This is a genomic window from Rhizobium sp. Leaf321 (genome assembly GCF_001423215.1).
Classification (GTDB): Bacteria; Pseudomonadota; Alphaproteobacteria; order Rhizobiales; family Rhizobiaceae; genus Neorhizobium; species Neorhizobium soli.
In genome coordinates this window covers 963,399-982,913 of record NZ_LMOF01000008.1, presented here as the reverse complement: position 1 = coordinate 982,913, position 19,515 = coordinate 963,399, and the positions used below count along the sequence as shown (strand labels likewise).

The following is a 19,515-nucleotide window of genomic DNA, read 5'->3' as shown; positions in this document are numbered from 1 at the left end:
GGAGCAAAGCTGCCAAGGTCGCCTTTCGGCCCAAAGCGGTCATGATAGAAGTTGCAAAAACCAGAGCAGTGAATAATGATTTTGAGATGGCAATTTGGCAATTCGCGTTTGATCTAATGCCGTCGTCGGCTGTAATTATTAATGGGGCGGTTGCCGTACGAATGACGCAAGCGCAGCTTAATGCTATCGAGCCGCACTTTTCAGCCGCAACAATACAGCTTCTGTTCGAACGAATGGGTTCCATACTGCCTGAAAAGTCATCGTGGAGCCCGAGCTTGCGTATATGGGGTGATGAGAAGACAAACGATGTGCAAGTCTTCCTTGGTGAGCCCGGTATTGAAGGGGTGCAGTTTCGTTTGGACGTTGCCAACCTTTCTATGCCGCTTGTGGCGCAAATTTGCTCACTTGCGCAGGATACAGCATGCGTGTTGGTAACGCGAGACGGCGCAATTGTCCGACCTAATGGGACTTCACTCATTCGGGCAGTCATGCGTTCAAACGCGGCGCGATATGTCCGTGATCCGGAACGTTTCATACGGGAATTCGCCGCAGATCATCCAGAACAAATTTGAAGCGAGGCCGTTGCATCAACGCCTGCTTTCGGCCCTAAGCTGACCTAACAGCCACGCATCGCTCTCGCTTGACGAACTACTTCCTCGTCCTAGTTGCTGCAGCGTTGACAAGATTGGTGGCGCCCGAGTTCGGCAAAGTCGGCGTCCGTCCAAACATTTCTAAAGCTCTTTGTTCTCAACAGGTCCAGCGTTCGTCGGCTTCCTAAGCATAAGTAGAGTGACGATCAGCCGAATTTGTCGTTAGTCATGCCGACACCAGTATCGTCCTTTTCCCGGAACAAGCCGTAGTAGCAATCGGAGCCTACGATCCTATCGTCGTTCCACACCGTCGACAGGTTGACTTCGCAGATTAAGGAGCCGCGTTTGGCGCGGTAGAACCGCTGAATGTAATCTTTGGGGGTCTCGTAGAAATCGCTGGCTGGCTCGATATGGGAAACGCAGGCGCTGAATTCTGCTTGACCTTCTCGGGAATGTACCGCCAGATTTGCAGCGTTCGTCGAAGGAACACACCATCGAGCCGGACCCTTCGTCGTTCTGAGGATGGCAGCCATGTCATCGATACGTCGATGGGCGGAGGTTGGCCAGAACAGCAGGTCGGCGGTTTCCCAAGGCTGCCACAGAGCTAATGCTCCCGACAGTGCTATGGTAAAAACGCACAGCAGCAGATTAATTCTTGAAAGCATGATGATCATTCAAAATGCTGCGCGAGAGTTCTTTGCTCAAACACCCGACTAATCCCTGGTTGGCCAATAGGCTTCGTAGAACGCATGATCCGCAAAGACGCATCCATATTCGGGCGTTGTTGTCGGGCGCTCATATGCCGACGTTAGACTTTCGAAGCAATGACCGCAATTGGCGCAAAGCTGCCGAGGTCGGCTATCGCTACTCCCAGAAGGTGGGCAACTCGCCCGTCTGCAAGTTGCAAAACATGCGTTTGCAAGTATGATATCGGGATGAAGATAAGGGCGATCAGTGCGGAATTGCTTGGCTTTGAGGAGGATTTGGATTGGACCCATCCTATCTCCGTTTGCATCAAGTTTTCAGACGATACTACAATTAGGTTTCGATGTGCGAGCGACGGCCAGAGCATTGCAACGGATGATCAGCCTCTCCGTGACCCCGTAGACATGGCGGAATGCGGAAGGATCGAGGTCCACGATCTATCTGACCGTCTCACCATTCCGTTCCTTACCTCGGACATCCAAGCAGTGGATCAGATCATCGATGAGAACAACGTCACGGTGGGTGTGGCTTTGATGAGTGACGATGGTCCCATTCTGTGCTTCTGGAACTACGGCGACGAGCTTGGTTATGGCAGTTTTGCTTCAATGGCTGATGAGCATGACTGGGGCGCTAGACCGAAGATTTCCGGCATGGCGCTTTCATTGAGATAACTGCAAGCGACTCACGCTATCTACAAAGTGGCCTGAAGGTCTGCCATTTTTCAACACTATCGGCCCAAAACTGCCCCAGGCTCATTGCCCACGTGCCAGCAATCAGGCCGCTTGCACGGAAGCCAGCTTCATCCCCCACCCCCGCATATCCCCCTACTTCTTCTTATCCTGATCCCGATGCCACTTGATGGCGAAGAACATGCCTGTGCCGAGCACGATGATCTTGAGCGGGAAGAAGACGATCGGGAACCAATCCCACATGTCGGTGATATCCAGGCTTTTGAGTGCATTAACGGGCGTGGCGGAGCAGTACATGAGAACGGCTGCGTACAACATCCGCCATGTTGACGCAGAGGAGGTCGGAGCGAGAGAGGTTCAGCCTCAAATGGCCCTCACCCCGCCTTCGCCTTGCGGTTCACCAGATACACGCCGAGAACCACGATCGCGGTGCCGGTGACCATGGGGAGGGTCAGGGGTTCGCCAAAGAGGATTGCTGCTTCGACGGCAACGACGGGCGGCACGAGATAGATCAGCGAGGCTGCGCGTGAAACCTGTCCGCGGCGGATGAGGTAGAGAAGCAGTGCGACGGCACCGAGCGAGATGCCGATGACGGACCAGGCCATGGCGGCGAGTGCCTGGGTGGTCCAGTCGAAGCGCATGGGCTCGATCAGATAGGCGACCGGCAGCGTCACGATGAACGCTCCGACATATTGCAGCGTGCCGATGGCGACGAGGTTGCCCTGCTGCAGGTAGCGCTTCTGGTAGATCGTGCCGTAGGTGACCGACCCCATCGCCATGAGATTAAGGAGAAGCGGCAGGCCAAGCCCGGTCATGCCGGCCGACAGGCTTCTAAAAAGCTGCGGCGAGATGGCGATGAAGATACCGGCAAAGCCGAGCGCGAGGCCGAGCTTCTGCCGGCGGGAAAGCGTTTCGCTAAGCAGGAACGGTGCGACCGCCGCCGTCATCAGCGGCTGCAGCCCGGCAATGATGCCCGACAACCCCGAGGGCACGCCCTGCCCGATCGCATACCAGACGCCGGCGAGATAAAGCCCGTGCAGAAAAATGCCTGAAAGCACCGCATGGCCGATCTCGCGTCCGGTCTTTGGCCACGTGACCCGCAGAGCAAGCCCGAGACAAAGGAAGACGACGGCCGCCAGTGCATGCCGGGCGGCCAGAAAGGTGACGGGGTCCGCATGGGCGGACGCATATTTGGCGACGATCCACCCGGTCGACCACAGGAAAACAAAAACGGCCGGAGCCAGACGGTCGAGCATCGGAATGTTCCGGAGAGTGGCTTTGACAAGGCCGGTGGACGGGAAATGATCCGGCGTCTGATTAGGCTGTGGCGGCGACGCGGTCAAAGTAGAAATACTCACCGTTCCCATCAGCGCATCTGACGGTGTGCGACCGCGATCCGGTCTCCGGTGTGATCAGCGATGAGGCAGTTGCTGCTTTGACGAGCGGTCTTTCTACGACCGAAGATGAGCCGTCGCTAATTCCATCGGCAGTTGCCCTTTTTGATCGTCGTTCAGGCCCTATCTCACCGCATCAGGACGGGTCGTATATTTGTCATACGCAACTGAGCATGGTTCTTGCATTGCCAATGCCGTTGTATTCTTATGACCAAAAATGGGGAACATACCTTTGGCATTTGATGAAATGTTAACCGCGGACGACCAGCCGCGTCTGCCCTATAAGACCTACCACGATTGGTATGCCAGCCAGGATACGGCGCATCTGATCCGCAAGACGCAGGATGCCGAAAACATCTTCCGCAAGACCGGCATCACCTTCGCGGTCTATGGTCATGCCGACAGTTCCGAAAAACTCATCCCCTTCGACATCATTCCCCGCATCATTGCCGCCCGCGAATGGCGCAAGCTCGCGCAAGGCATCGAGCAGCGCGTCGTGGCGCTCAATGCCTTTCTCGACGACATCTACCACAAGCAGGAAATCATCAAGGCCGGCCGCATTCCGCGCGAGCTGATCGAGAAGAACGTGGCCTTCCTGCCCGAAATGATCGGCTTCAAGCCGCCGGGCGGCGTCTATACGCACATTGTCGGCACCGATATCGTGCGCACCGGCGAGGACCAGTTCTACGTGCTGGAAGACAACGCCCGCACCCCGTCCGGCGTCTCCTACATGCTGGAGAACCGCGAAACGATGATGCAGATGTTCCCCGAGCTGTTTACCCTGAACAAGGTGCAGCGCGTCGAGGATTATCCGCGCCAGCTGCGCCAGTCGCTGGCCTCGCTCGCCCCGCCCGGCTGCAAGGGACGGCCGCGTGTCGCGGTACTGACACCCGGCATCTACAATTCCGCCTATTACGAGCACTCGTTCCTGGCCGACCAGATGGGCGTCGAGCTGGTTGAGGGATCCGACCTTCGCGTCATCGATGGCAAGGTGAAGATGCGCACCACGCGCGGCTACGAGGCGATCGACGTGCTCTACCGCCGCGTCGATGACGACTACCTCGATCCGCTGACATTCCGGCCGGATTCGGCGCTTGGCGTTCCCGGCATCATGGATGTCTACCGCTCCGGCAACATCACCATCGCCAACGCGCCGGGCACCGGCATCTGCGACGACAAGGCGATCTATTCCTACATGCCTGAGATCGTCGAGTTCTATACCGGCCGCAAGGCGCTTCTGGAAAACGTGCCGACCTGGCGCTGCTCGGAAGCCGACAGCCTCAAATACGTGCTCGAGCATCTCGAGGAACTCGTGGTCAAGGAAGTGCATGGATCGGGCGGGTATGGCATGCTGGTTGGCCCGACCGCGACGAAGGCCGAGCGCGCCGAGTTTGCCGCCAAGCTGAAGGCGCGACCAACCAACTACATCGCCCAGCCGACGCTGGCTTTGTCCACCGTGCCGATCTTCGTCAACAAGGGGGTTGCCCCCCGCCACGTCGATCTGCGCCCTTATGTCCTCGTGTCCGACAAGGTGAAGATCATTCCCGGCGGATTGACACGCGTGGCCCTGAAACAGGGTTCACTGGTGGTCAATTCCAGCCAGGGCGGCGGCACCAAGGACACATGGGTACTGGAAGATTGAGGGCGTAAAACATGCTGGGAAGAACTGCAAACGGCCTCTACTGGATGTTCCGCTACATCGAGCGTGCCGAAAACATCGCCCGACTCGTCGATGCCGGCCTGCGCGTCTCGCTGACGCGGGCCGGATCCTCCGACGAGGACTGGCACGGCGTTCTGGAAAGTGCGGGCGTGCGCGATGCCTATAAGCAGGTGCATGCCAAGCTGACGGCAGCCGACGCGGTGGATTATCTCCTGCGCGACACGGCCAATTCGTCGAGCGTCCTGTCCTGTATCGAATCGGGCCGCAACAATGCCCGCATGGTGAGAACCGCCCTGACGCGCGAGACCTGGGAGGCCACCAACGAGGCCTGGCTCGATCTCAAGGCACGGCTTGCGCGCAACCTCAAGGCCACCGAACTGCCGGAACTGATCGATGTCATCAAGCACCGCTGCGCCCTCATCCGCGGTGCCTTTCACGGCTCCATGCTGCGCAACGATCTCTACAATTTCTCGCGCATCGGCACCTTTATCGAACGGGCCGACAACACGAGCCGCATTCTCGACGTGAAATATTACGTGCTTCTGCCCTCCGTCAGCCAGGTCGGCGGCGCGCTTGATAATTTCCAGTGGGAATCGATCCTTCGCTCGGTTTCCGCACACCGCTCCTATGGCTGGGTCTATGACGGCGACTATCAGGCCGGCAATATCGCCGACTTCCTGATCCTGAAAGTTCAGATGCCGCGCTCGCTTGCCTATTGCTACGAAAAGATCGTCAGCAATCTCGGCTACCTGCAGCGGGAATACGCAGAGCGGCACACGGCCCACGACACGGCCGACGCGATCCGCGCGACGCTGACGCGGGGCTCGATCACCGAGATCATGGATCACGGCCTGCATGAGTTTCTCGAGGAATTCGTATCGCGCAACAACCAGTTGAGCGCCGAGATTTCGCAAGGCTATCGCTTTTACCAGTAGGACGGGCCGAGTGGCGTCCCTTGAGGATTTGAAACAATGCGCCTGAAGATTTCCCATACGACGGAATATACCTATGACGAACCGCTGCCCTATTCGCTGCAGCGGCTTCGCCTGACGCCGACCGCAGGATCCACCCAGAAGATCATCAACTGGACGGTGAGCGTGGACGGCGCCACGGTTGAGGCAGGCTATGCCGACCAGTACGGCAACCGCGTCGAACTGGTGTCGTCGGAAGGCGGCGAGAACACGATCCGCATCGTCGCATCCGGCGAGGTGGAAACCGTGGACAAGGCCGGCGTTTTCGGCACCCATCAGGGGTTCTGCCCGCTCTGGCTGTTTCTCCGCGAAACCCCGCGCACGGCAGCCGGCCCGCTGGTAAAGGCGCTGGCAGAAGGCCTGACCGGCGACAGCGAACTTGCCCGCATGCATGGGCTGATGGAAACGATCCACGAGACCGTAGCCTATACGCCGGGCACCACGACGACGGAGACCACCGCCGAAGAGGCGCTTGCCGCAAAGACCGGCGTCTGCCAGGACCATACCCACATCTTCCTGGCCGCCGCACGGTTGCGCGATATCCCCGCCCGCTATGTTTCCGGTTATCTTCTGATGGAGGGCACGACCGAACAGGTGGCGACGCATGCTTGGGCGGAGGCGCATATTCCGGGCCTCGGTTGGGTCGGCTTCGATGCGGCCAACGACGTCTGCCCGGACGAGCGCTATGTGCGGCTCGCCACCGGCCTCGACTACCGCGACGCAGCCCCGATCTCCGGCATGCGCATCGGCCGGGTCTCCGAGACGTTCGGCGAAAACCTCAAGGTGTCGCTGACGGTGGAGGATGAGGGCCAGACTCAAGCTCAAGGCTCACAGACCCAGGGTTCGCAAAGCCAGAGCGGTGGACAGAGCCAAAGCCAAGGTGGACAGAGCCAGGTCCAGGGCGGGCAAAGCCAGACCACGCAAGGTCAAAGCCAGTCGTGACATCAGGATCGGCTGCCTGAGACAGCCGTCGTTGTTTACGTAAATTTAACCGACTCTCGCGCAAGCCCGGCACCATCCAGGCATGATTGTCTGCGCCGATAGCAAGGGAGCGGAAATGCTGCTGGGACAATCGATCTTCCAGTCGGTGCTGACACGGCTGAAGCGCGAGCGCGACGACGACCAACCGACAGAGGCGGCAGCGGATTTCCGCGTCCGCGGCCTTGGAACGGGTTTCGTCATCTCGACGACCGACGAGGAACCAGAGACAGGTGCGACTGGCGACACCAACGCCTATTTCGCAGACCTCGCCGACATCTCGGAACTGGAACCAGGAGCCGGCACGCAGCAAGAGATGGAGGCGCAAGCTCCGCCTTCGCCAGGTGATTTCACATCCGAAACCCCGCAGCCGCAGCCGGTCGATCCGGTAGAACCGTCCATACCTGTACACCTGACCCGGTTGACGACGGATGAGATTGCCGGCGAACTTGCTATTGTCGACGTCGACACGGAAGCCACGCTTAACGACAAGCGAAGACGGTTTGCCAAGACCAACCATCCGGACGGCGTGGCCGAGCGGTTCCGTCCGGCGGCGACCACGCGGATGCAGATCGCCAACCTGCTGATCGACCAGGCGATCAGGGCGCGGGAAATCCACGCGCGGATGTTCGGCTGATTTTAAAGTTCAGGTCTTGTCGAACGTCCTGTCGGCAGGCTGTTCAGGCGCATTGCGCAGCTGCGCATCGTCGGCCAGCGCATCCTGGTCCTGTGCAGGGTCGGCCATCGTAACCGGTGCAGCCGGCCGCTTTTCGAGGAACAGCTTGTAGGCCGCATAAAGGCCGAGACCCCCGGAAATGACCGCCCAGGTGACCGAACCGGCATAAAGCTCGAACACAGCCCAGCCGAAGCAGATCGCCGGAATGAGGATCCGCCGCCAGAGCGGCCCATAAAACGGGTGGTTCGGATCGATCATGCGTGCCTGCTCCCCTCGCGGCCAGATACGGCCCTTCCCCGACGATATCCCTGTCCCCAGCGAAAATTGCAAGGGATCACTCCCACTTTCCCTCTCCCCGACGCAGCCCCGCGGGACGCCCACGGCCGCTATCTTGCCCACAGGCTGCGATTTCCCGATTTTGCCAATTGATGCCGCAAGCATCCTGGGTTAAGAACCGTCTCATCGGACGAAGCGAGTCATCGCTTTTCGGCATGCACCCGTAGCTCAGCTGGATAGAGTGTTGGATTCCGATTCCAAAGGTCACAGGTTCGAATCCTGTCGGGTGCGCCATTTTCTCTTTGAGTTCCTCCACATGAGAAGCAATCGGTCACCACCAGCCTATGGTGAAAATCTCGTTTTGCTTTACAACCATTAACTTGACGTTAGTCAAGTTTGCGGCACATAGATACCTGAAGTGCTCGATCTAAGATTGTAATAACGACACTCGAGCAGCCCTAGCCTCTCCGGCATAGGGACGGTCTTGCCATGATGGCAGGCACCCTGAGGGGGTTAACCGTAAACGTGATCCGATCATTGCTAGTCTTTCATCGATCTGCGGCGCAGTTCGAAGCGCTAGCCCATGCTTGTGGGGCTCTACGTGACCAGTATTTTGACCAACATCGCTGCAACAAATGCGCTTCAGACCTTGCGCACACTGAATTCGAACATGGAGCGCACGCAACAGCAAGTCAGTTCGGGCCTAAGGGTTCAGACCGCCGCCGACAATGTCGCGTACTGGTCCATTTCGACGACGATGCGGTCCGACACCGACGCCATAGCAGCCGCCAGCGATGCGCTCGGGCTCGGCACCGCCAAGGTGGACACTGCCTATCAGGGCATGGAGGCCGTGATCGATGTTCTGGATGAGTTCAAAGCCAAACTCGTCACCGCAAAAGAGACCAGCGTCGACAAGGGGCAGATCCAGCTCGAATTGGACAAGTTGAAAGAGCAGGTCGTCTCCATCGCCAACGGCGCGAGTTTCAGCGGAGAAAACTGGCTGAACACCGACATTGCCGACATCTATGACAACACGATCAACAAGTCGTCCGTGGTGTCAGGCTTCACCCGGACTGCATCCGGGGTATCAGTTCAGAAAATGGAATCTGATCTCTCATCGATTTCTCTGTTCAACACCACCGGTGGCGGCCTGCTTCAAGCCGATGCGCGCGATGCCTATACGGTCGGCGGAATCCGCTATCCGACCTCCTATTTCAGCTACTCCGACGCGACGGTATACTATACCGATGACGGGTCTATGGATTGGATGAACCCGAGACGATCCACTGGCAGTGCCGGCCTCTTCGCTCTGAACGATTTCCCGGATGAAGCGCCTCTCGATTTCAACACGGCCGGTTCGAACATCAGCTTCACACTCCTGCTTGACAAGGAAGTGGAGGACCCAAGCCAGCTTCCCGGGCCCTACTTTGGAGGAGTGAGCACTACGATCACAATCACCAAGGCTGACGTGGACGCCTACGATGCCAGTCTTGGTGGAGTCATATCGACCAACACGCAGTTCGCAGGCGTCCTCAACAGGCAGTTGAATCCACTCGGCGCCTTGGTTTCAGCCGACTCCTTCATGTACGATCCCCCGGATTCAAAAAATCGCGTCCACGATCCCAAGAAAATGAGCATCATGACGCTCCAGAAAAATGGTGACGGATCCTATGTCGGCATCTCGAACCTGAGTAGCACTGGCGTCAGCAACGGTGGTTTGAAAGAGAATTCTGCCTATGGCTTACGTGGGTCGAGCTTAAGCCTCGAGTTCCGAGACTTCACTCTATACAATGACGGCGAGAACGAAGACGGTATCGAGATCAACTTCAATTTCGCGGTCAATGGTGCGTCCCAGAAATCCTATTCCTTTGATCGCACCTATGTGAATACGCTGCTGAACAAGACCGACGGTACGGTCGCGACCGCAGAGGAGATGGAAACTCTGCTGCACTCGCTGCTCGACGCCGATTGGCCAAACCTAGTCATCGAGGCGACGGATGCCACCCACGTCACCATCAAGTCAGATCCCGCAGTCGATCGGAAATGGGGAAGCGGAACAAGCATAACGTTCAGCCAAATCCGCGTCAGCAACGAGCCTCGTCCGGCGCTCGACTTTCTCGACATCGACATCGAAGAGAACCCCGACAATATCGACAATTATCTGAGCTACATCGAAACCGCGAAATCGAGGGTCGTCGACGGCGCCGCGTTCCTTGGTTCGCTCCAGCAGCGTCTCGACATGCAGACAAGCTTCAACTCAAGCCTCATAGACAATATCGAAAGCGGTGTAAGCCGCCTTGTCGACACGGACATGGAGGAAGCCTCCGCCAGGCTGTCCGCAATCCAGACGCAGCAGCAACTTTCCGTTCAGGCATTGCAGATCGCCAACAGCAGCAGCGAGACGATTATGCAGCTCTTCAACTCCTGAACGCACCTGGAGCGCTGGCCGAAGTTCTTTCACGGATCCAGCCCTCCTTTCATTCTCTGGTCGACATCGTCATGACCAGGCGTTCGGTGGTTCACCGCGGTTCCGCTGTGGCGCGTATCGAGGCCACCCTGCCCTACACCATTGCCACCATCTGGCCGCTCACGCCACCGGACGCCCTCTCGCCGTACAAGGCGATGCCTCAGGCTCCACATCCACCAGCATGTCGTCACACTCGAGACAGGTCATGCAGATCCCGCAGCAATCCTGATCGAACTCCTCCACGGATCTTGGTTGTCGACAGCAGTCGCAGATGGGCGAGCCCGGGCCGGCGACCCGGGTGGGAGACAGAATTTCCATGACGTTGCCATCGCGTGCGTGCGCAGAGGTATCTGCCATCGCAACCTCCCTATTTCAGTTGATGATCATAAGATGGGAGCGACTAGCTCAAGAATCCAGAGAGGGCGTACAGACAGGAAGCACCTGAACCATCACGCGTTTGTTGCGTTCCTTCGGTAGATCTGGAGATGACCGCATGAAACGAACACTCATCGCCTTCGCCCTCTCGCTCGCAACCTCGCAGGTGTTTGCCATGGACAGCCTTTCACACCTCGAATGGAAAAAGCGTGTCCTCATCCTTTTCGGTGACAAGGGCGATGCATCGATTGCAAGACAGGTCGGCATCCTGACATCGCAAAAGGCGGAATTGGCGGAGCGCGACATGGTTGTGCTGCAGGTTTCCGGAGATGTCGTGGAAACGATCTATGGTGACGCCGACCGGATCGACGCGCGCAGGCTGCGCGCGGAGGCAAATATTGCGGACGGTGCGTTTCATGTCGTCCTTGTCGGCAAGGATGGCGGCGTGAAGCTGAAAAGCGATACGGTCGTCAGCGACGTCGAGATGTTCGACCTGATCGATCGCATGCCGATGCGCCGCGGCGGAAAAGGCTGAATGACCTCGGACGAGGTTGGGGTATCCGTGGCACGCAACGGCTCCAGTTTGTTCAACTTTTCGCGACCATTTCGGAAAACGCGGGCATATCCCCGATCGACATTTGCGTTGCGACGCGTTCACCCTACCTTAGGCGCCTAGGCCATGAATTGAAGGAGACGATGACAGATGAGCGCCGAATTCGGTCCGTACGTGCAGATGGGTAAGCTTGCTCAGGTGATGGCCCACCAGTACCAGAAGGACACCAACCTCGCTTTGGCGCCCCTGCTGTCGCATTACATGGACGAGGTCGAGGTCAACGTGGCCGCCGACAGTTTCAACCACTCCGGTTTCATGAACAATATCCGCGGGCCGCTCAAGGTCACGGCTGACGCAACGACGGACGAGCGGCGCAAGGCGTTCCTGCAGGCCGTCGTGGATGCGCTCCAAGAGCGCATGCAGCGCGTATAGGCCCTGCCGCAGCAGGATTATTCCAAGATTGAGCTCATAAAATCTGATGCAACGCGCCTTGTCGCGCACGTGCCGGCGTTGCGCTATGCACAGCGCGGATGGTCGTGGAAGACGGACGGGCTGCCGTCCCGACACGGTTTCGGCACGGCTGTTAGGCGGACGATCGGCCTTAACAACCGCCCTGATCACCGCGCCAGTTCACGAATCGACATACTTGGACACGCAAAATGAGTTCCCATTTCCCGTTTTTATGGTGCACTAGGTCTCAAAGATATTCGAGGGATCGATTCCGGTCCTTTTTGAGAGAGTTTGCGCCATGGAAAATCCGATCCCCCTGAAACGCATTTCCCAAAATGTCGTCTTTCGCAAAGGTGACGTGTTTGTTCTGTTCGGCGAGCTGTTCGGGCGCGGTTACGCGACCGGGCTGATCGAAGAGGCCAAGCGTGCGGGCATGAAGATCGTCGGCATCACCGTCGGGCGCCGCGACGAGAACAACGCGCTGCGTCCGCTGACCGATGACGAACTGCAGGCTGCGGAAACGCAGCTCGGCGGCAAGATCATTAACGTTCCGCTGATGGCGGGCTTTGATCTCGACTCACCGGCCGGCACGCCGACCCCGACCGATATTCTGGCCGACATGACGCTCGAAAGCTGGCAGACCGACAAACTGGACTGGGATCACATCGAGGCATGCCGCACAGTCGGCGTGGAGCGCTTCCGGAATTCGCTGACGAAAGTCATGGCGATCCTCGAAGACATGATCCCGGCCGGCAAGAATGTCTTCTTTGCTCATACGATGGCGGGTGGCATTCCCAAGGCGAAGGCTTTCCTCGTCATTGCCAACCGCATCTACAAGGGCCGCGGCGCCCGCCACATGTCCTCGCAGACACTGCTCGACAGCGACATGGGCAAGCTGATCCTTGCAAACTTCGACGAGGTTTCCGCCAACACCTATCACCACCTGATCGATCTCAGCACCGCCATCCGCACGCGGATCGAAGCAGCGGGCAACCAGGTGCGCTACACGGCCTATGGATATCACGGCACCGGCATCCTGATCGGCGACGAATATCGCTGGCAGACCTACACCAACTACACGCAGGGCTATGCCAAGATGCGCCTTGAGGATGTAGCGCGCAAGGCTTGGGCCGATGGCATCAAGGCGACCGTCTACAACTGCCCGGAAATCCGGACCAACTCTTCCGACGTGTTTGCCGGTATCGAACTGCCGCTCATCCCTCTCCTTCTCGCATTGAAGAAGGAAGGCGGCGGCGCCTGGGCTGAAGAACTGTGGCAGGCCTGCCAGGAGCGCCTGGCAGACGGCTACACGGTTGAAGACACGCTGCAGAAGATCATCGATCTTCAGGCAGACGAAGTCATGCAGCCCTTCTACGATTTCAAGCGTTGGCCGATGCCAAACAGCCAGGGCCAGTCCGATCTCACCATCGGCACCTCGGCCGAGATCACGCAGATGCACAAGGACAGCAAGGTTCTGATCAGCGATCTGCTGAGCACGCTGGTCGTTGAGGCAACCGGACAGCTGATCTTTGCGGAAACCTCGAACCCGACCGGTCCTGTCGTGTGGCTCAACCACGACATCGTCGCCCGCAAGCTCAATTCGACCCATGAGTCGAATGCGGATGCAGGCGTGACCGAAAAGGTCAGAATGCTCGCCTGAAAAAGGCCGCTGCACTCCATCGTGCCCGCCGACCCCGCGTCGGCGGCACCATCGATGCAAAGATACTCCCTGACCGTCGCCCGGCATCGCTTTGCCCCTCAGGCCCTAGTCCGGGTCTTGCCCTGACGGTTGCTCCGGCCTACCAAGCCTTGAACGATCAACCACCCTTGATCCGTCTAAGACGCCGGATGGGTGAGCCATGGAAACCGTGATGGCAGACGAGGACAGGCAGACCACATCCGGCGAAACGATTACTCTTTACGAGGCGATCGGGGGTGATGCGACGGTTCGGGCCCTCGCGGCGCGCTTCTACACCCTGATGGATACGCTGCCTGAAGCTGCCCGCTGCCGGGCCGTTCATCCGCAAAGTCTGACGGGAAGTGAAGCGAAGTTCTATGACTATCTGACCGGCTATCTCGGCGGCCCGCCCGTCTATGTGGAAAAACACGGGCACCCTCGCCTTCGCTCGCGCCATTTCGGGGCTGAGATCGGACCGGTGGAGCGCGACGAATGGTTGCTGTGCTTCCGCCGCGCCATGGACGAGACGATCGCAAGCCCGGCCCTGCGCGACATCATCTGGCCGCCGATCGAGCGGCTGGCTCATCACATGCAAAACAGGGAATAGAGCCTTGGCGAGACTCGATAAACTGCGGCCGTTCATTCTCTTTACGAGCGGTCTGATGGGCGCCTGCGGCGTAGGCCTTGCGGCTGCCGCAAGTCATGGCGGCGATACGCTTCTGCTCGGCTCTGCCTCGATGATGTGCCTGGCGCACGCGCCGGTGCTGCTCGCTCTTTATCTTGGACATCAGCAGATCCGCACAGCGACGCTGGCCGGTCTCATTCTGGGCCTTGGGACGATCGTGTTTGCGGGTGATCTGGTGGCGCGTCATTATCTCGGAAGCCGACTGTTTCCGTTTGCCGCGCCACTCGGTGGCAATCTTATGATTCTCGGCTGGCTCGCAATCGCGATCGGAGCGTTTTTGCGCGCCGTGGCCCGGCGCTAGAACGTCCGGGTTCGGCTCGAAGGTATCGATCTCGGCACAGCCGTATCCTGCGAGCGGTCCATCGCGAGCCGGTAAAGCTCGGTCACCATGCCGTCGCCGCTCTGCTCGGCGAGCTTGTGCAGGACGGCCATCGCGTCGAGATCCCGCCCCTCGCGATCGAGAATAGGCTGATCAGGATAACCTGTTTTCATCATTGCGATCCTTGATTGTCTGCAGCGCCCGCTCAAGGCTTGACTTCGACCCGTTGCGCAAGGGGATGAAGGTGACGCCGAACTTCTTGCATCCGGTCTTTACCCGCAGACACGCATCGTGGCTGATACAGTCGATCGGGCAGAACACGCAGTCAACCGAGGGAAGCACCGTATCGATGCGGGAAACCGCCTCGCGCAACCCACCGTCGTGATGGATCAGTTCCGCGCCGTGGCGGGTGGCGATGGCGCGCAGATGGGCCACCTGGCAGTCCCGACCGCCGACATAGAGAAAGCTGCGGATGTCGACCACTTCCCCGCCGATCCCGGAGGCGCCATTGGCAGCGCTGCGGTTCGAGGATGCCGCGGCATCGGATGCGGCATTGCCGCCATTCGTGTTTTTCCGCTTCTGTTTCTTCGCCATGATGCTCTCCGTATTGGGCCGGAATAATTCGGGGCAAACCCCGTCGTTGGCGCACCATATGAAACTTGAATTTGAGAGTAAAGATTAAAGTCGACTCTTTCACTCATATTAATTTAGGGCACAGCCCGCGTCGTTTTCGACCGACACGAGCGCCGCATGGCAGTTTTTCTGCTCACTGAGCGTATGTTAGCGGACCGTGGTTTTCAGGGGCATCGATAGGCGAGGCCGGCGTGGGCTTACAGCTGGATCAACGAAGCCTCGGGATTCGCAGCAGTTTTAGCGTACCCTATACTGAGCATTTGCTCAAAACCGAGAATAAATTCAAACCCTGGCGTGTACTGTCAGTTTTCGCCCAAGTCCGGACAAATATTCGCCCGCTATTTTAACCAGCGATTAGCGCAATTACGGCAATAGGTTAGGTGGGCGTCCTCGCGCATGCCGAGAATTGGCGGGTTGGGATGTATTGTTGGGCAAGTTGAAGTGGTGTGCACTATGGCAATTCGGGATATGGCTATTTCGAAGAAACTCGGCCTCGTTACCGTCGTAATGGGCCTTTCTTCTCTTATTATTGCAGGCGTTGCGGGAAGCGGGCTCTATGGGCTGCAAAAGGCAATCATTTCAGTCGGCGCGCGTGAAGAAGTCGCTCGTGAAGCGATGGATCTGCGGGTCGACATTATCGCAATTAGCCGCATGACCTATCAGTTGGCCGCGGCGCCGGACAAAGCCAAGGATTTCCGCATCGACGCCGAAAAGCGCGCCGGCGAAATGCTGGCCCGCCTGCCGAAGATCGAAGCAACCGCAGACGCTGCCGAACAGGATCAGCTGAAGACGGTGAGAGCCGCCCTCGACAGCTATTTCGTCTCGATCCGCAGCATGGTGGACACCGCCGAAAAGAATGCAGCCGACACCGCCGCCATCTCGGCTGCGCTGAAAAAGGCGCTGGATGGCCAGAAGGTCGTCACCGACTCCGTCAAGGTCTACAGCACCTATTCGGGCAAGGAACTGGCTGTGGCCCGCGAAGAAGCCGTTGCGTCCTCGACCACCGCCATGCTGGTTTCGGCGCTGTCGGCCCTCGCCTTCATCATCATCGGCGCCACGATCAGCACGATCGTCGCACGCCGTGGCATCGTTCGCCCCATCCGCGAGCTGACCGAAGCCATGACCCGCCTTGCCAAGGGCGATATGAACATCGATGGCGTCGACGCAAGCCGCGGCGACGAAATCGGCGCGATGGCCCGTGCCGTCGAGGTATTCCATACCAACGCTGTCGCCATGACCGACCTCAAGGCACAGGAAGCAGCCCTTCACGAGCGTTCCAGCGACCTGCAGACGTCGATTTCGAAAGTTGTCGCATCTGCTGTCGCCGGCGATTTTTCCGGCCGCATCCGCAAGGACTACCAGAACGAAGACCTCAACCGCTTTGCATCGGGCGTCAACCAGCTGGTGGAAAGCGTCGACAATGCCGTCACGGAAGTTCGCCGCGTCATCGCAGCGCTTGCCGATGCCGACCTGACCCAGAGCATGAACGGCCAGTTCCAGGGTGCATTTGCCGAGCTTCAGACCAACGTCAACTCGACGATGGACCGGCTGAGCGCCACCATGAGCAACGTGCGCGGCGCAGCCGGCACGATCAACGACAATTCCGCCGAACTGTCTTCGGCGGCAAACGACCTCTCCAAGCGGACCGAGCAGCAGGCTGCAGCGCTTGAAGAAACGGCAGCCGCCCTCGACGAGATCACCACGACGGTGCGTGCCGCCTCTGCCCGCGCCACCGAAGCCCGCGACATGGTCTATGAGACCAAGCAGAGTGCGGCAAAGTCGGGCGAAATTGTTCGCAGCGCCGTCACCGCCATGAGCCGCATTGAAGACAGCTCGACGAAGATCAGCCAGATCATCGGCGTCATCGACGAGATTGCCTTCCAGACCAACCTGTTGGCGCTGAACGCCGGCGTCGAAGCCGCCCGTGCTGGCGAAGCCGGTCGCGGCTTTGCCGTCGTCGCTCAGGAAGTGCGTGAGCTCGCCCAGCGCTCCGCCAATGCGGCAAAGGAAATCAAGACGCTGATCAGCGCCTCGGCTTCCGAAGTCGCAGGCGGCGTTTCGCTGGTGCGCTCGACCGGTACAGCACTTGTCGAGATCGAAAGCCTGGTCAACAAGGTCAACGAACATGTGGAATCCATCGCCACGGCTGCCCGCGAGCAGTCGACGGCGCTGGCCGAGATCAACTCCTCGGTCAACCACATGGACCAGATGACCCAGAAGAACGCCGCGATGGTGGAAGAAACGACCGCTGCAAGCGAGACGCTTGCAGCCGAAAGCCGCCAGCTTCAGGCGCTTCTCTCCAACTTCAAGCTGGAAGGTGGCAGCGATCTCGGCGGCATGGCACGCCGGATGCGCGCGGCCTGATAAAAGCCTGGACAATCAGACCGTAAAATCCCGGGGGCAGCGATGCTCTCGGGATTTTTCAATTCGGATTGGCCATCCGGCGATGGCCCGCAACGCTCAGCAGGGTTTCGGCCCCTGTTCCGGCTTGGTGTCGACCAGCGCACTGCTCACTGCTTCTTCATGATACCAGCAGTGGTCCTGCACCGCGACCGGGTAGGTCCCGACCGGCACCGTGGCGCCGTTCTCAAGACGGATCCGTGGCGTTAATGGAAATTGCAGGATCTGCGCTGTCTCACGATGGATGCCAATAACCATCCTATCGCCTCCTCCTCAATGCGCACTCAAACGCATACCAACCAGAGATATGCACATTTTTTGTGCTTTCTGCACTATTTTACATCATTTGCCTGTTCGGCGCTAGGCACGAATGAAAGCAAACGAGCTCAGGGCGATATAGTTTCGTCGGCGGAACTCAGACGCGAAGCAGAATTCCTTGTTTCAAGACCCCCGGTGGGTGCGCGAAAAATCGATTGATTTTCAAACGGGCTGGGATGATGGCGTTACAGTCGTCACCCGCAGACATGTAAGCCCGGCCAATCATACGACTTTTTTACCGGGATTTTTGGGCGACGACAAAAACTGGCACGGTATGTGCGTTCTATGTCTCATGCCCGGGATGCAGCGCTTTCGCGTCGCAGTCTCTGGATGGCTCAACCATGAACACCACGGCCTGAGAGATAAAATATGACCAAGTTTAAGCTCGAGTACATCTGGCTCGACGGTTACACCCCCGTCCCGAACCTGCGTGGCAAGACGCAGATCAAGGAATTCGACACCTTCCCGACGCTGGAGCAGCTGCCGCTGTGGGGCTTCGACGGTTCGTCGACCAATCAGGCCGAAGGCCGTTCGTCCGACTGCGTGCTGAAGCCGGTCGCCATCTACCCGGATCCGGCCCGCACCAACGGTGCGCTGGTCATGTGCGAAGTGATGATGCCTGATGGCGTTACCCCGCACGCGTCCAACAGCCGCGCGACCATCCTCGATGACGAAGATGCATGGTTCGGTTTCGAACAGGAATACTTCTTCTACGAAGACGGCCGTCCGCTCGGCTTCCCGGAAAGCGGCTACCCCGCTCCGCAGGGTCCGTACTACACGGGCGTCGGCTACAAGAACGTCGGTTCGGTTGCCCGCGAAATCGTTGAAGAGCATCTCGACCAGTGCCTCGCAGCCGGCATCAACCACGAAGGCATCAACGCCGAAGTGGCCAAGGGCCAGTGGGAATTCCAGATTTTCGGCAAGGGCTCCAAGCGCGCCGCCGACCAGATCTGGATGGCCCGCTACCTGCTTCTGCGTCTGACGGAACAGTACGGCATCGACATCGAGTTCCATTGCAAGCCGCTCGGCGACACCGACTGGAACGGCTCCGGCATGCACTGCAACTTCTCGACCAAGTACATGCGCGAAGTGGGCGGCAAGGACTATTTCGAGGCGCTGATGGCGCAGTTCGACAAGAACCTGCAGGACCATATCGACGTCTACGGCCCCGACAACCACCTGCGTCTCACTGGCAAGCACGAAACCGCGCCGTGGAACAAGTTCTCCTACGGCGTTGCCGACCGTGGCGCATCGATCCGCGTGCCGCATTCCTTCGTCAACAACGGCTACAAGGGCTACCTCGAAGACCGCCGTCCGAACAGCCAGGGCGACCCCTACGCGATCGCCTCGCAGGTTCTGAAGACGATTTCGGAAGTGCCGCTCGCAAAGTCGGCTGCTGCTTAAGACACAACGTCCTCCCAAGGACAACGAAGACGCCGGCCTCGCGCCGGCGTTTTTTTGTTTCGGGGGTTCTGCACGTGAGGCTTTCCCGGCACGCTCCCCTGGATCGGCACCTCTCCGCCCTTAGGGCTCAGGGCTCACCCCTATCCGCCCTCATCCCCCTCTCCGCACCCTGAACCCTCTCCACACCCTAATCCCTGTGCTCGTCACAGGGATTCAGCAGCGTCGCGTCCGCGGCGCGGAAGGGTCTTCTCAGCCCAAGGACTTGGGCTGACTGGATTCCTGTGACGAACACAG

General features: G+C 58.8%; 18 protein-coding genes, 1 tRNA gene and 2 pseudogenes. 15 read left to right on the top strand and 6 right to left on the bottom strand.

The window, feature by feature from the left end; all coding sequences use genetic code 11:
* The first annotated feature begins 41 nt into the window (after positions 1 to 41).
* Positions 42 to 572 carry a hypothetical protein gene (locus tag ASF70_RS21890; RefSeq protein ID WP_062582744.1) on the top strand — a complete coding sequence of 177 codons (531 nt, stop codon included), beginning with the start codon at positions 42 to 44 and terminating at the stop codon, positions 570 to 572.
* A 224-nt stretch (positions 573 to 796) separates the two neighbouring features.
* Here the strand turns inward: ASF70_RS21890 and ASF70_RS21885 are convergent, their stop codons facing one another.
* Complete coding sequence (locus tag ASF70_RS21885) at positions 797 to 1,264, bottom strand: hypothetical protein (protein WP_062582741.1); 468 nt, start codon at positions 1,262 to 1,264, stop codon at positions 797 to 799.
* Positions 1,265 to 1,525: 261 nt separating this feature from the next.
* On the opposite strand from ASF70_RS21885, the gene ASF70_RS21880 reads away from it, so the two are divergent.
* Positions 1,526 to 1,966 (top strand): hypothetical protein, encoded by a 441-nt coding sequence (locus tag ASF70_RS21880; RefSeq protein WP_062582740.1) that lies wholly within the window; start codon positions 1,526 to 1,528, stop codon positions 1,964 to 1,966.
* Positions 1,967 to 2,358: 392 nt separating this feature from the next.
* On the opposite strand, the gene ASF70_RS21870 is transcribed toward ASF70_RS21880, so the two are convergent.
* The gene (locus ASF70_RS21870) at positions 2,359 to 3,240 is read right to left on the bottom strand and encodes a DMT family transporter (RefSeq protein WP_062582736.1); all 882 of its coding nucleotides are present in this window, start codon (positions 3,238 to 3,240) and stop codon (positions 2,359 to 2,361) included.
* A gap of 370 nt (positions 3,241 to 3,610) precedes the next feature.
* Here ASF70_RS21870 and ASF70_RS21865 point away from each other — a divergent pair, with 370 nt between their 5' ends.
* The 4 genes and pseudogenes from ASF70_RS21865 (at position 3,611) to ASF70_RS21850 (ending at position 7,624) form a co-directional block, all read left to right on the top strand.
* The gene (locus tag ASF70_RS21865) at positions 3,611 to 5,020 is read left to right on the top strand and encodes a circularly permuted type 2 ATP-grasp protein (RefSeq protein ID WP_062582734.1); all 1,410 of its coding nucleotides are present in this window, start codon (positions 3,611 to 3,613) and stop codon (positions 5,018 to 5,020) included.
* Between the two features lie 11 nt (positions 5,021 to 5,031).
* Positions 5,032 to 5,973, top strand: coding sequence for an alpha-E domain-containing protein (locus ASF70_RS21860; RefSeq protein ID WP_062455418.1), 942 nt, complete (start codon positions 5,032 to 5,034; stop codon positions 5,971 to 5,973).
* Between the two features lie 36 nt (positions 5,974 to 6,009).
* A pseudogene (locus ASF70_RS21855) lies at positions 6,010 to 6,834 on the top strand (transglutaminase family protein); the annotation flags it as partial.
* A gap of 232 nt (positions 6,835 to 7,066) precedes the next feature.
* Positions 7,067 to 7,624 carry a hypothetical protein gene (locus ASF70_RS21850; protein WP_082472049.1) on the top strand — a complete coding sequence of 186 codons (558 nt, stop codon included), beginning with the start codon at positions 7,067 to 7,069 and terminating at the stop codon, positions 7,622 to 7,624.
* A gap of 9 nt (positions 7,625 to 7,633) precedes the next feature.
* Here ASF70_RS21850 and ASF70_RS21845 read toward each other — a convergent pair whose 3' ends face one another.
* Complete coding sequence (locus ASF70_RS21845; protein WP_062455412.1) at positions 7,634 to 7,921, bottom strand: hypothetical protein; 288 nt, start codon at positions 7,919 to 7,921, stop codon at positions 7,634 to 7,636.
* A gap of 235 nt (positions 7,922 to 8,156) precedes the next feature.
* Here ASF70_RS21845 and ASF70_RS21840 point away from each other — a divergent pair.
* The 7 genes from ASF70_RS21840 (at position 8,157) to ASF70_RS21810 (ending at position 14,448) form a co-directional block, all read left to right on the top strand.
* Positions 8,157 to 8,233: transfer RNA gene (locus ASF70_RS21840), tRNA-Arg, on the top strand.
* 307 nt (positions 8,234 to 8,540) lie between these two features.
* Positions 8,541 to 10,367, top strand: coding sequence for a flagellin (locus tag ASF70_RS21835; RefSeq protein WP_082472048.1), 1,827 nt, complete (start codon positions 8,541 to 8,543; stop codon positions 10,365 to 10,367).
* Between the two features lie 532 nt (positions 10,368 to 10,899).
* Entirely contained in the window at positions 10,900 to 11,316 is a 417-nt protein-coding gene (locus ASF70_RS21830; protein WP_062455298.1) for a DUF4174 domain-containing protein, read from the top strand.
* Positions 11,317 to 11,484: 168 nt separating this feature from the next.
* Positions 11,485 to 11,766 (top strand): hypothetical protein, encoded by a 282-nt coding sequence (locus ASF70_RS21825; protein ID WP_062455296.1) that lies wholly within the window; start codon positions 11,485 to 11,487, stop codon positions 11,764 to 11,766.
* Positions 11,767 to 12,082: 316 nt separating this feature from the next.
* Positions 12,083 to 13,444 (top strand): hypothetical protein, encoded by a 1,362-nt coding sequence (locus ASF70_RS21820; protein ID WP_062582729.1) that lies wholly within the window; start codon positions 12,083 to 12,085, stop codon positions 13,442 to 13,444.
* Between the two features lie 211 nt (positions 13,445 to 13,655).
* A complete protein-coding gene (locus ASF70_RS21815) occupies positions 13,656 to 14,069 on the top strand; it encodes a group II truncated hemoglobin (RefSeq protein ID WP_062457851.1) in 414 nt (137 codons plus the stop codon).
* Between the two features lie 55 nt (positions 14,070 to 14,124).
* A complete protein-coding gene (locus ASF70_RS21810; RefSeq protein ID WP_082472047.1) occupies positions 14,125 to 14,448 on the top strand; it encodes a DUF423 domain-containing protein in 324 nt (107 codons plus the stop codon).
* On the opposite strand, the gene ASF70_RS21805 is transcribed toward ASF70_RS21810, so the two are convergent.
* Together ASF70_RS21805 and ASF70_RS21800 are read right to left on the bottom strand one after the other, a co-directional pair.
* Positions 14,445 to 14,639, bottom strand: a complete 195-nt coding sequence (locus ASF70_RS21805; RefSeq protein ID WP_062582724.1) for a hypothetical protein — start codon at positions 14,637 to 14,639, stop codon at positions 14,445 to 14,447. The genes ASF70_RS21810 and ASF70_RS21805 overlap by 4 nt on opposite strands.
* Positions 14,620 to 14,946: pseudogene (locus ASF70_RS21800) on the bottom strand (DUF2325 domain-containing protein); the annotation flags it as partial. The gene ASF70_RS21805 and the pseudogene ASF70_RS21800, both read right to left, overlap by 20 nt.
* Before the next feature lie 606 nt (positions 14,947 to 15,552).
* Here ASF70_RS21800 and ASF70_RS21795 point away from each other — a divergent pair.
* A complete protein-coding gene (locus ASF70_RS21795) occupies positions 15,553 to 17,463 on the top strand; it encodes a methyl-accepting chemotaxis protein (protein ID WP_062582721.1) in 1,911 nt (636 codons plus the stop codon).
* 96 nt (positions 17,464 to 17,559) lie between these two features.
* Here ASF70_RS21795 and ASF70_RS21790 read toward each other — a convergent pair whose 3' ends face one another.
* Positions 17,560 to 17,757 (bottom strand): DUF2735 domain-containing protein, encoded by a 198-nt coding sequence (locus ASF70_RS21790; RefSeq protein WP_062455286.1) that lies wholly within the window; start codon positions 17,755 to 17,757, stop codon positions 17,560 to 17,562.
* 429 nt (positions 17,758 to 18,186) lie between these two features.
* Between ASF70_RS21790 and ASF70_RS21785 the strand changes: the two genes are divergently transcribed.
* Complete coding sequence (locus ASF70_RS21785) at positions 18,187 to 19,221, top strand: glutamine synthetase beta-grasp domain-containing protein (RefSeq protein WP_062582719.1); 1,035 nt, start codon at positions 18,187 to 18,189, stop codon at positions 19,219 to 19,221.
* Positions 19,222 to 19,515: the final 294 nt, after the last annotated feature.